Origin of the sequence: Lentzea kristufekii (genome assembly GCF_033949925.1) — a bacterium.
GTDB classification, from domain to species: Bacteria; Actinomycetota; Actinomycetes; order Mycobacteriales; family Pseudonocardiaceae; genus Lentzea; species Lentzea kristufekii.
Genome location: NZ_JAXAVV010000003.1, coordinates 401,953 through 417,167, shown reverse-complemented (window position 1 = coordinate 417,167; position 15,215 = coordinate 401,953). Strand labels below are relative to the sequence as shown.

Annotated in this window: 13 protein-coding genes; 9 read left to right on the top strand and 4 right to left on the bottom strand. The window is 69.9% G+C overall.

The features are described 5' to 3' along the window. The first annotated feature begins 17 nt into the window (after positions 1-17). From SK571_RS08875 to SK571_RS08865, 3 genes are read left to right on the top strand one after another with little or no spacing between them, the layout of a single operon-like run. Positions 18-647, top strand: coding sequence for a hypothetical protein (locus tag SK571_RS08875; RefSeq protein WP_319983526.1), 630 nt, complete (start codon positions 18-20; stop codon positions 645-647). Between the two features lie 28 nt (positions 648-675). Continuing rightward, positions 676-1,068, top strand: a complete 393-nt coding sequence (locus SK571_RS08870; protein ID WP_319983525.1) for a contact-dependent growth inhibition system immunity protein — start codon at positions 676-678, stop codon at positions 1,066-1,068. A 45-nt stretch (positions 1,069-1,113) separates the two neighbouring features. Next, complete coding sequence (locus SK571_RS08865; RefSeq protein ID WP_319983524.1) at positions 1,114-1,470, top strand: septal ring lytic transglycosylase RlpA family protein; 357 nt, start codon at positions 1,114-1,116, stop codon at positions 1,468-1,470. On the opposite strand, the gene SK571_RS08860 is transcribed toward SK571_RS08865, so the two are convergent. Beyond that, positions 1,451-1,801: a hypothetical protein gene (locus SK571_RS08860; protein WP_319983523.1), complete on the bottom strand. Its 351-nt coding sequence runs from the start codon at positions 1,799-1,801 to the stop codon at positions 1,451-1,453. The genes SK571_RS08865 and SK571_RS08860 overlap by 20 nt on opposite strands. 181 nt (positions 1,802-1,982) lie before the next feature. After that, on the bottom strand, positions 1,983-2,651 hold the full coding sequence (gene msrA, locus SK571_RS08855; protein ID WP_319983522.1) for a peptide-methionine (S)-S-oxide reductase MsrA: 669 nt from the start codon (positions 2,649-2,651) through the stop codon (positions 1,983-1,985). 124 nt (positions 2,652-2,775) lie between these two features. Here msrA and SK571_RS08850 point away from each other — a divergent pair, with 124 nt between their 5' ends. The 6 genes from SK571_RS08850 to SK571_RS08825 all read left to right on the top strand — a co-directional run bounded on the left by SK571_RS08850 (position 2,776) and on the right by SK571_RS08825 (position 12,520). Then, positions 2,776-3,399 carry a hypothetical protein gene (locus tag SK571_RS08850; RefSeq protein ID WP_319983521.1) on the top strand — a complete coding sequence of 208 codons (624 nt, stop codon included), beginning with the start codon at positions 2,776-2,778 and terminating at the stop codon, positions 3,397-3,399. Then, positions 3,396-4,439 carry a hypothetical protein gene (locus SK571_RS08845; RefSeq protein ID WP_319983520.1) on the top strand — a complete coding sequence of 348 codons (1,044 nt, stop codon included), beginning with the start codon at positions 3,396-3,398 and terminating at the stop codon, positions 4,437-4,439. Before SK571_RS08850 ends, SK571_RS08845 begins: the two co-directional genes overlap by 4 nt. Continuing rightward, on the top strand, positions 4,436-5,530 hold the full coding sequence (locus SK571_RS08840) for an acyltransferase family protein (protein ID WP_319983519.1): 1,095 nt from the start codon (positions 4,436-4,438) through the stop codon (positions 5,528-5,530). Before SK571_RS08845 ends, SK571_RS08840 begins: the two co-directional genes overlap by 4 nt. Beyond that, positions 5,527-7,893: a glycosyltransferase gene (locus tag SK571_RS08835; RefSeq protein ID WP_319983518.1), complete on the top strand. Its 2,367-nt coding sequence runs from the start codon at positions 5,527-5,529 to the stop codon at positions 7,891-7,893. Before SK571_RS08840 ends, SK571_RS08835 begins: the two co-directional genes overlap by 4 nt. 69 nt (positions 7,894-7,962) lie before the next feature. Continuing rightward, the gene (locus tag SK571_RS08830) at positions 7,963-9,096 is read left to right on the top strand and encodes a hypothetical protein (RefSeq protein ID WP_319983517.1); all 1,134 of its coding nucleotides are present in this window, start codon (positions 7,963-7,965) and stop codon (positions 9,094-9,096) included. A 1-nt stretch (position 9,097) separates the two neighbouring features. Next, entirely contained in the window at positions 9,098-12,520 is a 3,423-nt protein-coding gene (locus tag SK571_RS08825) for a glycosyltransferase (protein WP_319983516.1), read from the top strand. On the opposite strand, the gene SK571_RS08820 is transcribed toward SK571_RS08825, so the two are convergent. Both SK571_RS08820 and SK571_RS08815 read right to left on the bottom strand, forming a co-directional pair. Then, positions 12,517-13,788 (bottom strand): glycosyltransferase family 2 protein, encoded by a 1,272-nt coding sequence (locus tag SK571_RS08820; protein WP_319983515.1) that lies wholly within the window; start codon positions 13,786-13,788, stop codon positions 12,517-12,519. The two genes, SK571_RS08825 and SK571_RS08820, sit on opposite strands and share 4 nt — an antisense overlap. Next, positions 13,785-15,008, bottom strand: coding sequence for a hypothetical protein (locus SK571_RS08815; RefSeq protein WP_319983514.1), 1,224 nt, complete (start codon positions 15,006-15,008; stop codon positions 13,785-13,787). The genes SK571_RS08820 and SK571_RS08815 overlap by 4 nt, the downstream gene beginning before the upstream one ends. Positions 15,009-15,215 lie beyond the last annotated feature (207 nt).

Below are 15,215 nucleotides of genomic sequence, written 5' to 3'. Positions count from 1 at the left end.
ACCGGGACGCTGTGCGGATGAGGACCAGCGTTCGCACACCTGACGCGGGAACCGTCGAGGAAGTGCTGAAACTCGCAGCCAGGGCACCGTCGTTCGGCATCGTTCCGCCGTGGCGATGGCGGAATGGCAACGAGTGTCTCGAGCTCGTGACCACACGCACGGACCAGACGGCGTTGCTCGCGTGCGGTGCGGTGCTGCACCACATGCGGGTCGCGTTGTCGGCGATGGGCTGGGACTGCCACGTGCTGCGGTCTCCTCAGCCGGACGGCCAGGTCGCGTCGGTGCACCCGCGCTGGGAACTGGACCCGTTCTCGTGCGAGGTGGCCTCCGCGGCGGCGATCTCGTTGCGCAGGGCCGATCCGCGTCCCTACCTGGGCGACGAGGTGCCGGACTCGGCGCTGACGTGGCTCCTGCACGCCGCCCACGCGGAGAACTGCGAGCTGGAGCTGGTGGCACGGCGCAGCGGGGTGCTGTTGCGGATGCTCGGGCACGACTGGCTGAGCGTGGGCGAGGCGGTGAGCGCCGTGCTGCTGGCGTCGACGGTGTGGGGTCTGGCGTCGCAACCGTTGCTGCACGAGGGCGAGGTGCTCGTCCGCGTGGGCTGGCAGTCGCCCAATGCCGAACCGTTGCCTCAGTCGGCCCGCTAGCGACTCCCTTTGCGGGGACTATGGGTGCGTGGACCGGGACAGAACGCTGGCGCACCTCAGCGAGGACGACTGGGGCAGGCCCGACTCGTCGTCGACCCAGCTCTACCGGGACCTGTGTGCGTTGCGCGATCTGCCGGTGAGGCAGCTGACGCCGACGTCGTTGCACCTGCTCGTGACGCACCAGGTGGGCCTGGACGTGACCGCGCTGCTGGCGCTGGAACACGTGGAATGCGACCCGTTGCGATCGGTCGCCCTGTACCCCGGTGACCTGCTCGCCGCTCTACTGAGAGTAGATCACTCGTTCTGGACCGATCACCCAGCGTTGCTGTCCAGGATGTCCGCTTTGCTTGATCGACTGCGCACCCTGCCGGACGGCGACTGGCACCTGCTGGTGTCCGCGGCCGAGCAGTTCCCCGGTTAGGCGCGCATTAGGCGGCTCTTTGCCGGTGCGTGAGTTGCTTGCACCATGGCAAAGACCCTCGCGGCGGCCGGCCTCACGCTGGCCTCTCTCGCCGCCACCGCTGTGCTCTTCTCCCCCGTGGCTTCTGCCGAGACCTGCAAGGCTTCCTACTACTCGGGCGGCGGGACGACCGCCAGCGGCGAGCGCTTCGACCCCAACAAGCTGACGGCCGCGCACAAGACCCTGCCGTTCGGCACCAAGGTCAAGGTGAAGAACCGCTCCAACGGCAAGACGGTGACCGTGCGGATCAACGACCGAGGCCCGTTCATCACCGGCCGCTGCGTCGACCTGACCCCCAAGGCCTTCAAGACGATCGCCCCGCTGTCACAGGGCGTAGTGGGCGTCACAGTGACAAAGGTGTGAACGAGTAGAAAAAGACCGGTTTGCTTGACCCAATCGAGTGAACGAGATAGTCAATCCGGGTGTTCGCGGCGATGAGTGGGCCTGCCAGGCTTGCAACCGGAGCGTTGATCGGCGCGGTCGTCGCGGCATTTTGCGTGCTGGGGACGTATGTCGGATCGCTCGTGGCGAGCGATCCGACCGGGCCGGACAGCGACGTTCCGGCCCGCGTTTCACTCATCAACACGCCTTCGCTGCTTCCCACGGAATCCGAACCTCCGTCACAGACAGTGGCGTCCAGCTCATCGTCCGCACCGTCGTCGAGCACCAAGACGACGACCACAACAACCACCACGACGACAACCGCGACAACGACAACAACTCAGGCGCCGCCGGCCGTGACGACGACAACGACCACGCGACCGCGGCCACCAACTACGACGACGACCACCACACGTCAGTGCGGTCTCATCTTCTGCTGATCAGGCAGTCCTGCGTCGTCCGAACATCGCGGTAACCGCTTTCAGCCTTGCGGCTCACTGCTCCGCGAGCTTCAGCCCCACCGGGCACGACACACCGGTGCCGCCCAACCCGCAGTAGCCGTAGGGATTCTTGGCGTCGGACAGGTACTGCTGGTGGTAGTCCTCCGCGTAGTAGAACTCCTTCAGCGGCGCCAGCTCCGTGGTGATCACCCCGCGCCCGGCCTCGCTCAACGCCCGCTGGTACACGGCCGCGGAAGCCTCGGCGGTGACCCGCTGCCCTTCGTCGGCGTACAGGACCACCGACCGGTACTGAGTGCCGATGTCCGCGCCCTGCCTCATGCCCTGCGTCGGGTCGTGGCCCTCCCAGAACACGCGCAGCAAGTCCTGGAACGGCAGCGCGGAGGGGTCGAAGACGACGAAGACGACCTCGGCGTGACCGGTGCGGCCCGAGCAGACCTCTTCGTAGGTCGGGTTCGGGGTGACGCCGCCCGCGTAGCCGACGGCCGTGGACCAGACACCGGGTGTCTGCCAGAAGAGCCGTTCGGCGCCCCAGAAGCAGCCCAGTCCGAATACCGCGGTGCGGTGGCCGGAGGGGAACGGTGGCGTAACGCGACGGTCCGGGAACACCGCGTGAAATTCGGCCACGGTGATCGGGTCCGGACGGCCTGGCAACGCGTCGGCGTCCGTCACCCGGTGGGCTTTGTCTCGACCGAACAGGGCCATGACCTGCATTGTATGGATCAGCCGGCTCCGATGTGACTTGGCACATGAAAGCATCCCAATCAGGCACCAAAGCAACTGACGATCAGCGAGAATTTCCGGACCGTCGTTTGCTGGGGGTTCTGTCATGTCCGCTCGCGCCCGCCGAGCCGTGCCCGTCGTGGCCGTGCTCGCGCTGCTCGTCGCCATCGGCGCGGGAGCCTGGGCGATCTGGGGAGACGGCTCCGGGAACGCCTATGCCAGCGATGTCGTGACGACTCCGGACCCGACGCCTCGGTTGCCGTACGTCGAGGCCACGGACCCACTGGTGGCACCGCCCGGCGACATCGCGTTCAAGAAGACCGGCCGCACGGACATCTTCGAACGTGACACCTTGTTGTCCGAGGACGAGCTCGAGATCGCCCGGGCGACCGGCGTCGCCAAGATCGACGCACGCGTGACCAGGCTGACGGACGGCACGGTGCTGGGCGTCTGGAGGTTCACGCTCCGGGACGGCGCGAACCCGTTCACCGCGCTGGACGAGTTCGACGGGCTCTACAAGCGCGGCAACCACCAGCTCGTCCCCGGTGGGGACGACGTCCTGCTCCGCCGTTTCGTCAACGAGGACCAAAGCGCGGTCTACCACGCGCACTACGTCCGCGGCCGGGACGTGCTGCGCGTGGACGGCTACGGTCCCAGCGCCGCGGACCAGGTCATGAACCTGCTCGAGCGGCAGCTCGCCCACTCCCCGGCGGAAGCCGAGCCGGAATGATCTCGACCGGGACCGCCGTGGCGCCGGGCGCCGAGGCGACACAGGTGCCGAGATCCGGCGTCGTACTGATCCGCGCGATCGCCGCTGTCCTCGTTTTGCACGGCTTTCTCGTCGGGTTGTGGACGACCCAGCACGACATCCGTCTCGGCTACCTCGACGCCGTGCGGCACGTGCTCAACCGGCCGCTGGGCATCGGCGAGGACTTCGGCGTGTTCGCCGTCATGCTGTTGCTGACGACCGGTGGCTACCTCGCACAACTCGACCGCGCACCGCTGCGGTGGCAACTGGTGCGCGGCTACCTCCCGGTCGGCGTCAGCTCGGTCCTCGCCACGATCGTCGCGGCGCTCGGCGCGCAGATCTGGACCGTTCCCCTGGCGCCGATGACCGACGTCCTCGCGGCCGCCGGCAACGTCACGCTCGTCAGTCACCTGGTGAACGAAGTCCAGCTGCTCGTGCCGCTGGCCTGGTTCGTGCTGCTCCTGCTGGCCGGCACCGCGGCCGCGGCGGTGATCAACGAGTACCGCGGCCTGGCGATGCTGGTCGTGCCTCTCGGGCAGATCGTGCTGTCGGCGGCCGTGGTCGCCATCGCGCCGGACAGCCGGCTGGCCGGGGTGATCGTCTTCTTCCCCCTGGTGGCCGTGGGACAGCTGATCGCACTCGCTCAGCGGGCAGGGCTCAAGACGGGATTCGTGGTCGCGTCCGGGTTCCTGAGCGTGTTCGTCATGGTGATGCTGCAGACGCTCAAGCCCGAGTTCGCCCGGTGGTGGTACCCGGTCCCGGCAGTGTTCACGATGCTGCTGGTCGGACTGGGTGTCGTGTTCAGCGGTGACCTGGCCGCACGACTCACGGGCCTCCGCGTGGTGCGCTGGCTCAGTGACCACGCCGTCTGGCTCGCCCTGCTCCAAGGCGTCGTGGGATACGCGGTGCTGGACGTGCTCGGCGGGTTCTTGCCCGTCGGCGTGGCGCTGGTGGTGGCGGTGGTCGCGACTGGTGCGGTCGCGTCGGCCTGCCATCGGCTCGTGCGGCGAGTACCAGCATGAGCAACAAGCCGGGATACATGCCCGGACTCGATTTCGTCCGCGTCGTCGCGTCGGTCGCCGTCGTCTACCACCACTACGCGGACTGGATCCACCTCGATCGCGAGCAGTACGCCACCGCCAACGAGGTCAACTCGCTCCTGGTCGACACCCTGCACCTGAACCCCACCCTCGGGTTCGCGGGCGTGGCGGTGTTCCTGCTGATCAGCGGCATGGTGATCACCGGAGCGTCGTTCCGGGAGAGCGGTCCCGAGTTCCTGGCGCGGCGGACGGTGCGGCTGCTTCCCGCGTTGTGGGTCGCGGTGTTCATCGCCTGGTCCGTGGTCAGTCTGGGGCTGCTGCCGGCCACTCTGCCCGCGGACTTCGACGACCTCTTCCTGAACGCGTTCCTGGTCAACTACCTGGTACCGGGGACGTCCGAGGTGCTCGGCATCGACTGGACGCTGGCACTCCAGTTCGTCTTCTACTTCTACGTCATCGCGACCATGCCGCTGCTCAGGCGCTGGCCGTGGGTGCCGCAGGCCGTCGCGGTCACGCTCGTGTCGGTGCTGATCTCCGTCGTGCCGCCCGACGGCGGGCCGCCGTTCAGCTTCCTTCGCCAGGTGGCGACGTTCCTCCCCGTGCTGTTCATCGGCCAGCTGATCGCACTCGTGCGGTCGGGGAGACTGCCGATGCTCGCCGGTGTCACTCTCGGCGCGATGCAGTACCTGCTGTTCATCCGGGCGGACCTGACCAGCGAGACCTGGCCCGGGAACGGTGAGGCTTATCCGCGTACGCTCGCCATCCTGTTGATCGTGGTGTTGCTGGCCAGCCGAGCCGACGGAAAGCTGGTGCGGGCGCGGTGGGTCGCGGTGGCCTCCAAGCGCACGTACGGCATCTACCTGCTGCACATCCCGGTCGGCATCCCGTTGCGTCGCCTGATCACCCCGTTCACCGGATACTGGCTGGCCATGTGCATCGCGATCGTCGTGGTGCTCATCGCGACAGAGCTGATGTACCGCTTCGTGGAGACTCCGGTGGAGCAGTGGTACCGAAAGCGGACGAAGGCACGCAGCACCAGACCGGCCATTGGTCAGGGGAACCGAGGGACATGAACGCGGTCGCATGCACGATCACCAGGGAGAGCGGGCTGCCGCTGGCGACGGTGCTCGCCCGGTCCTACCTGGCGCACCACCCCGGCAGCCGGTTCGTCATCGCCGTGCTCGACGCCGAACCCGGTGCCCGCTCCGAGGACGGCATCACGTTGCTGGGTCCGGGTGCGATGGGGGTGCCGGAGGACGACTACTTCAGCCTGGCCACCGCCTATCCGCCGGAACAGCTCGCCGAGGCGCTGAAGCCGTTGTTGCTGCGGGAGCTCCTTCTCGACGCCGACATCGCCGTGCACCTCACGTCGTCGAGTTTCGTGCTGGCGCCGATGGACGACCTGCTCACCGGTGAGCACTCGCTCGTGGTCTCGCCGCACTTCCAGCAGCCTTTCGACGACGTGAAGTCGGACGAGGGCCGGCTGGTCGGCACCGGGGTGTTCGACCCCGGTTTCGTCGTGGTCTCGCAGGGTGCGGCGGAGTTCCTGGACAGCTGGGCGGAGGCCGTCCGGACCTTCCACGCGATCGACCTCGGGCGTGCCGTGTGGGCCGACCAGGCGTGGTTCGACCAGGCCGTGAGCCAGCGGGCGCACCACGTGGCGCGCACGACGGCCGGGGTCTGGAACGCCTTCGAACGGCAGGCCGGCGCCGGTACGCAGGTGATCGACCTGCTCGGGTTCGACGCGACCAGGCCGTGGCTGCTGAGCACGCACCTCGCCGGGCGTCCGCGCACGTTGCTCTCCGCGCGTCCCGACCTGGCACCGGTGGTGGCCCGCTACGCCGCGGCGCTGACCGATGCCGGGTTCATCGCGCCGGAGGACGTGGCGCCGTCGTGGCTGAGCGAGCTCAGCGACGGCACCAAGATCACGCCGTTGCTGCGCGCGATCTACCGGAAGGCCTCGGCCGAGGACGACGAGCAGCCGCCGCACGCGTTCAGCGGCAAGCCGTTCCGCGACTGGCTGACCGAGCCCGAGCTCGGGACGCTGAACCGGTGGGCCGCCGCGATCTGGCGCGACCGGGCCGACCTGCGCGGCTACTACAACGACGCGGCCAACCCCGGCTACCTGGACTGGCTGCGGGCGTTCGGGGTGCCGGCGGGCGACCTGCCCACCTGGGCGATCCCGGCGCCGCCCGCGCCGATCGCGCCCGCGAACGACGAGCTCGGCGTCAACCTGCTCGGTCACCTCACCGCGGTGCTCGGCGTCGGTGAGCTGGGCCGGTCGCTGCACGACGCGCTCGCCGCGGCGAACGTGCCCACGGCGTCCGTGATCGAGGACGAGTTCGTGGTCAACGAGCTCGGCATCGACGCCCCGGAGGACGTCAGCAGGCCGCGGTTCCCGGTCAGCGTCCTCTGCGTGAACGCCGACCTCACCCAGGCAGTGCTGCGGGCACACCCCGAGGTCGCCGAGGGCCGGCACAAGATCGGCGTGTGGTCGTGGGAGCTCGACGAGTTCCCCGAGTCGATGCACGTCTACGACAGCCTCGACGAGATCTGGACGATCAGCGAGTTCTGCCGCGAGGCGATCGCCGCGCACACCACCAAGCCCGTGAAGGTGTTCCCCATCCCGGTCAAGGACCGGGCAGCGGTGTCGAAGAAACCGGGCGGCCGCACCAGGTTCCTCTTCGCGATGGACTTCAACAGCGTCTTCAAGCGCAAGAACCCGCTCGGCACCATCGAGGCGTTCCGGCGCGCCTTCCCCGGCCGCGACGACGTCGAGCTGGTGCTGAAGGTGATCAACGGCAAGCAGCACGTCCCGGCCGCCGAGCAGCTGCGGGCCGCCGTCGCGCTGGACGACCGGATCACGTTGATCGAGAAGTACCTGTCCGCGCAGGAACTGCACGAGCTCTACGAGAACAGCGACTGCTACGTGTCGCTGCACCGCTCGGAGGGTTTCGGCTTCACGGTCGCCGAGGCGATGTCCATGGGCATCCCGGTGATCAGCACCGACTACTCCGGCACGGCCGAGTTCCTGGACCCGGTGAACTGCTGGCCGGTGCCGTACGAGATCGTTGAGGTCGGACCGGATGCCGCGCCGTATCCGCCTGGCGCGCACTGGGCCGAACCGGATCTCGACGCGGCCGCACAGGCCATGCGCGAGGTCGCGGACGATCCGGCACGAGCCGCCGCACGAGGGCTGGCCGCGCGGGACCATCTGCGTCGCACGCGCAGCACCGAAGCGGCAGCGAAATGGATCGAGGACCAGGTCGGGAACGCGTTGCAGGCCTGGCGGGAGCTCTCTCACCCGGCCCCGGCCGTCGTTCCCGAACCGGAACCGGCGGCAGGGCGAGGTGTGTCACCGGTTCTGCGCAAGGCGATACTGCGGGTGGTCAGTCAGGTCGAGCGTTATAGGTCATCCGGACCAACGGTCCGATAGGCCGGATCACGACTTGGCGGTTGGCCGGTCAGCCCTCAGGCAGGACATGCACAATGGCCGGGTTCGCACATGGAGAAAGGGGCTGTCAGCGTGAACTGGCAGGACGAACTGCGCAAGCTGGACGACGAGCTTGCGAGCGGCCGGATCTCGGCTGACGACTACCGGGTTCGCCGCGACCAGGTGCTGTCCTCCAGCAACGCGGGCGGCCAGCAGGCTCCCGGACAGCAGCGCTGGCAGGCCCAGCCGCCGTCGGCGGGGCCCGCGACCGGTTCCCAGGCGACCCAGTACATCGCTCCGGTCGGCGAGCCGCCGAAGCCGCCGAACCCCGACGCCACGCAGGTCGTGACGCCGCGGCCGCCCGACGCCGACCGCACGCAGGCCGTGCCGAGCGCGGGCATGGGCCAGCCGAACTACGGCCCTCCCTCTCCCGCTCACGGTTTCCAGCAGCCCGGGCCTCCCCCGCCGCCGTGGCAGGTCAGCAGCGACCAGGCACCGCCGTGGCTGACCCAGTCGAACGACAGCTGGTCGCGCTCGGGGCCCGAGGTGTTCGACGAAACCTCGTCGGGCAAGGGCAAGAAGGTCTTCGCGATCATCGGCGTGGTGCTGGTCGTCGCGCTGATCGGTGGTGCCGTCTGGTGGTTCGGCCTGCGGGAGGGCTCCGGCGGTGGCGGGAACACGACCGCCGCCTCGACGGCGACGACCTCCACGACCACCAAGCCCAAGACCCCGCTCGAACTGCTGCCGGCGGCTCCCGGCACGGCCGACCCGAACAACGGTGAGGCGACGGCGGAGAAGCTGGTCACGGCCGGCTTCCTGACCGCGGACGACGCCGAGGCGCTGACCACCGCGGGCGTGCAGAAGATCGCGTTCAAGGGTGGCAAGGAGGACGCGTTCACCTACCACGCCGAGGTGTTCGAGACCGACTCCCCGGAGAAGGCGACGAAGCTCGCGACCGATCTCGCCGAGGCGGCGGGCAGGTCCGGCATGGTCGAGGGCGCTCGTGGCGCACTGCCCGCGAAGTCCAACGTGCTCCAGCTGATCAAGCCGAAGCAGAGCGGCTCGTACCTGGTCGTGTACGCGACCGGCAAGCAGGTCGTGCGCGCGATGACGGTCCAGGAGCCCATCGGCGACTCGGACACCGACCTGATCAGGAAGTTCCAGGAGTACAGCGTCGCGGTGTCGAAGAAGTTCCCGACCTCCTGACATGAGCAACGACGTCGTCGACTACGCGGACGGCGCCGAGGACGCCGTTCTCGAACGGCTCCGCGCGGCGGCGGACGTCAGCGCCGGTTCGGCTGAGCTCGCCACGAACCTGGGTGGTTCGTGGGAGCTCAGCTACCACTTCTCACCGCAGCGGCTCGGGCTGCTCGCGCCCCTGGACATCCGGCCGGGGCAACGGGTGCTCGACGTCGGCTGTGGAAGTGGCGTCCTGAGCCGCGCCATGGGTGAGGCGGGCGCGGAGGTCGTCGGTGTCGAGGGCGTGCCGTTGCGCGCGGCCGCGGCACGGGAGCGGTGCCGCGACCTGCCGGGTGTGCGGATCGTCGACAGCCCTGCCGTGGAGCTGAGCAAGCACGGGACGTTCGACCTCGCGATGGTCTGCGGGGTGCTGGAGTACTGCGATCCCGAGCAGCTGCTGGGTGACGTCGCCGAGGCGCTGGACACCGATGGTGCGCTGGTGCTGGCGATCGAGAACCAGCTCGGGCTCGGGTACCTGCTCGGCCGGGCGGAGGACCACCGCGGGAAGTCGTGGGTCGGTCCCGCCGGCTATCCGGGCTCCGGCGCGCGGACGTGGAGCAGGCAGCGGCTCGGCGAACTGCTCTCCGCCGCCGGCTTCACCGCCCAGCGCTGGCTGGCGCCCTACCCGGACTACAAGATCCCGCGGATCGTCGTGGACGCGTCGCTGCACGAGCGTCCCGACGCGCCCGAACTGCTCGACAAGCTCGTGCGCGACCCGCTGCAGGGCGCGTTCGGCGGCACCGTCGGCGCGGTCGCCGGCAGGCTGCCGCACCGCCTCGCCGTCGCGGACGGGTTCGGCATGGCGGTCTCGCCCTCGTTCCTCGTGATCGCGGCACGCACGCAGGAATCCGTCGACCGGACCATGCGGCCGGGCCTCGCCTGGATGGTCAACAACGGCAGGTTGCCGCAGTGGCGCCGTTCGCGGACGCTCACCGGCGACCTCGACCTGGTGATGGCCGACGGCCGCGAGAGCGCGGCGGGATGGCTGCGCCAGGTGCTCGTCGAGCGCGATCCGGTGCTACCGGGTGTCGCCCTGGACAGCCTGCTGCTCGACGCCTTGGCGGACAACGACCTCACCGGTCTGCGCGACCTCCTGGAGCGGTGGCGCCAGTACTGCACGGTGGACGCGCGACCTGCCACCGGCGCGGACGTGCGCCACCCGTTCCTGCCCGGCCGCGAGGGCGTCGCGGTGCTGCCGCCGGACTGCCTCGACGTGCACCCAGGCAACTTCATCGTCGCGGACCACGGGACGTACCACCGGATCGACCTCGAATGGCAGGCCGAGTCCGGAGTGGACTCCGAGCTGGCGCTCGTGCGGGCGCTGCTGGAGTTCGCCCGCGAGGTCCACCGCAGCGGCGCCGCGCACCCGTGGCCCGCGGAGTGGTCGATCCGCCGGCTCACCGAGGAGCTGACCGCGCTCGCCGCGCTGCCCGCCCCGAGGTGGGACGACCTGCTTCCGGCCGAGGCGACGTTGCAGGAACTGGTCAGCGGCACACCGGCAGACGAGGTGCTCGCCGCGTTGCGCAGCGAACTCGACGTGCCCGGCAGGCCGAGGCTCTGGGAAGGACCCGCGCTCACCGAACTGCAGGACGCCGCAGCCTCGGTGCCGCACCTGCACGCACAGGCAGCGGAGCTGAACGCGCGAGCGGTCGAACTGACCGAGCAGCTGCACGAACGCGGCGAGGAACTGGAGAAGCTGCACGAGCAGTCGAACTCGGCCGCCGCCGCGTTGCGCGAGGAGATCGGCCGGCTGGACGACCTGGTCGGCAACTCGTTGATGGAACTCGCCGACACCGACGCGCGACTCTCCGAGCAGACGGCGCTGGCCGAGCGGCTCGCCCAGGAGAACGCGGAACTGCGGGCACGCCTGGACAAGCTGGACTCGTCGTCCATCGTCCACATCGGACGCGACTACGTCTGGCCCGCCGCCCGTGCGGTGCGCGGCACGCGTGACCTCCTGCTCGGCAGGGGCGGCGAGGAGACCGACGCGGTGCTGCGCCGGCTGGGCCCGATCGCACCGCTGGTCGGTGGCCGGGTCCGCGAGGTGAGCAAGCACCAGCGCGCCGAACGGATGCGCTACGAGGTCGCGGTGCCCGCGGACGAGGTCGTGGTCGGCCGCGGCCAGGTCGTCGAACTCGAAGGCACGGCCGTGCACGAGGACCTGCCCGTGCACGCCGTCGCCGTCCGCGCCGACGGCAGGACCTGGCCCGGCACGACCGGCCATCCCGGTAACGGGATCCGGCTGCGCGTGCCGGTGCGCGCACGCACGTCACCGGGTTCCATCGCGCTCGAACTCCTGGTGACGCTGGCGGACGGCACGGTCTTCCGCGGCGACCTGCCACCGTTGCGCGCCCGTCCACAGTCGACGGTGGAGCGCGTCGAGGCGGTCTGGCCCGCCACCGGGCCGAAGGTCGCGATCTGCCTCGCCACCTACAACCCGCCGCGGCACCACTTCGCCGCCCAGCTCGACACGATCCGCGCGCAGACCCACCAGAACTGGGTATGCGTCATCAGCGACGACAACTCGGACGAGGCCGGCCGGGCCACGTTGCACGACGTGGTGGGCGACGACCCCCGGTTCGTCGTGGTCGAGCACGACCGGAACGCGGGCTTCTACGGCAACTTCGAGCGCGCGCTGCAGATCGTGCCGGCGGACGCGGAGTTCGTCGCGCTGTCCGACCAGGACGACCTGTGGGACGCCGACAAGATCGAGACGTTGCTCGCCGAGTTCGCCGACCCGTCGGTGCAGCTGGCGTACGCCGACATGCGGCTGGTCGACGACAACGACAGGGTGATCGCCGAGAGCGTGTGGACCGGCAGGTCGCGCCAGAACACCGACCTGGAGCAGTTGTTGCTGCTCAACACGGTGACGGGCGCCGCGAGCATGGTGCGCGCGGACGTGCTGGCCGAACGCATGTTGCCGCTGCCGCCGAGCACCCCGGCGTCGTACCACGACCAGTGGCTCGCCGCCTGCGCGCTGTCGATCGGCCGGATCGCGTTCGTCGACCGGGCGCTGCACTCCTACCGCCAGCACGGCGCGAACGTCACCGGCTGGCAGGTGCCCCGCCTCGCCGACGGCCTGCCCGGGCTCAAGGGACTGGCCAGGTACGCGCTCGGCCTCGACCAGGACTCGTTGGCGCACAAGCAACCCGAGCTCGACCACATCGTCGAGCACGAGACCCGCCGGATCGCGCAGTTCGCGACGGTGCTGCTGATGCGCAACCACGACCTCATGTCGCCGGAGGCGGTCCAGCAGATCTCGCGGCTGACCACGGCCGAACGCAGGCTGTGGCCGTTGGTGCGCCTGGCACTCGAAGGCGACCGCCCGGACACGGCAGGTGCCGAACGGAGGCTGCTCGCGGCCGCCTTGTTGCGGCGCGCCCAGCGCTAACGGGACTTCGCAGGCGCCAGACCGCAGTCGACGAGCACGTCGTCCAGACCGTCGTCCGCACGCACGACGGTCTGCGCCCACTCCTCGGCGCTCGCGAGCCGCGCACGTTCGACACCGGCCCGGATCGCGTCCTCGCGCTTGCGGTCCCGTGCGTACTTCTTCTCCCAGGAAACGTGCGGCAGGACGTCCAGGCGCAGCACCCGGACGGCCTGCGGCTGCCACTCGGTGATCTCCACCGCGGCCGTGCCGGGGCCGAGCGCGATGACGACGTCGTAGAGACCGACGCGCTCACGGCTCCACGGCTCGGGTTCGGCGCCGGACACGACCTCGATGCCCTCCGGCCGCCAGTCGTGCTCGGGTTCCTCCGGCACGAACAGCGTGACGGCGGCCTCGTGGTCACGGTCCCTGAGCTCGGTGAGCAGGGCCGCGTCGGGCTCCTCCTCGCCGGCGACCACCAGGATCCGCGCGGTCGTGGGGCGGTCGCGCAGCCACCAGAGCCGGTGGGTGTGCTCGTGGATGCCCAGCGACGGCGGGCGGGTCGCCAGGTCGTCGGCGTGACGACGGCGGAACACCTCGCGGTTGATGTCGGAGAGGCGTTCGGCCGTGGCCGTCGAACTCGTGCCGTGCCGGACGTGCAGCACCCGTGACGCGGGCTGGACCCACACCTGCCAGCCGTGCCGGCGCAGCATGAACTGCAGATCGGTGTCCTCGTAGTAGGCGATGTGGTACTCCGGCGAGAACCCGCCGACCTCGTAGAACGCCTTGCGCCGCATGACCAGGCACGCGGCGGAGGCGTAGTCGACGACGCGGGGGTAGAACGAGTCGACGTCGTACTGCCCGTCGCCCCAGCCCCTGCTGTACGCGTCACCGCCGAGGAGACTGCCCGCCTCCTGAACCCGTCCGTCCGGGAAGACCATCAGCGGTGCGACCGCGGCGGCCTCAGGCTTGCCGTCGAGGAACTCGAGCAGCGGCGGCAGCCAGCCCTCGGTCACCTCGACGTCGGCGTTGAGGAAGCAGACGAACTCGGTGCCCGCGTGCTCGACGCCCACGTTGCACCCGGCGCCGAACCCGAGGTTCTGGCTGAGCCGGATCACCGTGGCTGATTCGAGGTTCTCCTGCAGCCACTGCCCGGTGCCGTCGGGCGACGCGCTGTCGACGACCACGACCTCGTAGGGCTCGTCGGTGTGCTCGGCGAGGACCTCCAGGCAGCGTGCGGCCATCGGCCCGCCGCCGTAGGTGACCAGGACGAACGTGACGCGGGGGTTCACCGGCCGCGCAGCTTTCCGTAGACGACGCGCGGCAGCCGTGACCACCGGTAGAGCTTGGTGGAGCGCATCGCCGCCAGCTCGGCCCGTTCCGCGGCCAGCGCGGCGAGCACGTCGCGGTGCCGCTCGGCCAGGTCGGCGTGCAGCCGTCGCTCCGTGGCCAGGTCGGGCCCGATGTCGCCGCTGCGCAGGAGCATGTGCTCGACGAGCGCCTCCCGTTCGGCGATCAGCCGCGCGTGCAGCTGCCGGTGCGCCTTGCGCAGCGCCCGGTTCTCCGCGGCGAGCAACGCGATGCGCGGCTCGACGGCACCGGTCTTGGCGAACGCCTCCTCGGCCAGCCGGGCCACGGCGTTGAGGTGCTCGTCCAGCAGCCGGACCGCCTTGGCGGACCGCTCGACCTTGAGCGCCCGCCGCATGGCCGTGACCAGCCTGCTCGGGGTGGTGACGATCTGGTCGGGACTGCCGAACTGCTCGACGGCCTGCCGGTCTGCGCCCTTCGGGTCGAACAGCACCCACGTCCGGCCAAACGCTTGCGCGGCCGCCGCCACGTGTTCGTCGCAGGCCACCACCGCGGCCGCGTTCGCGATCACGGCCAGCCGGTCCTCGACGACGGCGTCGTGCGGCATCGCCGGCCAGCTGGACTCCTCCGGCTCGACGCCGGTCGGCAGCACCACGACGTGGTCGATGGCGAGCAGTTCGGCGGCCTTGGCGACGGCGGGCCTGAGCCGGGCGAGCGGCGTGGTCGCGGTGACGTGCAGGACCAGGTACCGGTGCTCAGGCAGTCTGCCGAGCTGCTGGAGGTGCTGCACGCGAGCGGTGAGGACCTCGGGCTCGACCAGCCGGTCGGCGAGCACCCCGAGGTTCGGCACGACGTCGGGACCCTCGTCCCGGGTCGAGAGCACCTCGATGCCGGTCCGGCCCCCCGACTTGACGGCGACCCCGACCGCGCGACCGGGCAGTTCGGAGATGTCGAGCGGCTCGGACAGCGACACGACGATCAGGTGGAAGTCGTCGGGGCCCACCGAACTGACCGGTGTCGCCCCCAGCCCGCCGTCGGCGCGATGCGAATGCTCCCTGCGCGCGAGCGCGGTGATGCGCCAGTCACCCAGCCGGTCACGCAGCTCCCGTTCGAGGACGCGCACGGGCAGCTGGTCGCCGAGCCCGTCCAGCTCGGTGCTGCACAGCAGGCCGAGTGCTCCCCCGACGGCGGTTTCTTCACGCACCGTCCTGACTCTACTGGCCTGACCTCGCGCAGAACGGCGAGTCGGCAAAGGTGCAACCCACAACGCGTGCTACACGTCTAATACGGGTGTAGGAGCCACTCGGAGGCGACACATGTTGATCACCGTGACATTAGTCACATTGGCTGGTTTGGCGTTCTTGGTGCGAACCGTAGCGGTGCTCCAGGCCGTTTCCTCTACCAAGAAGGC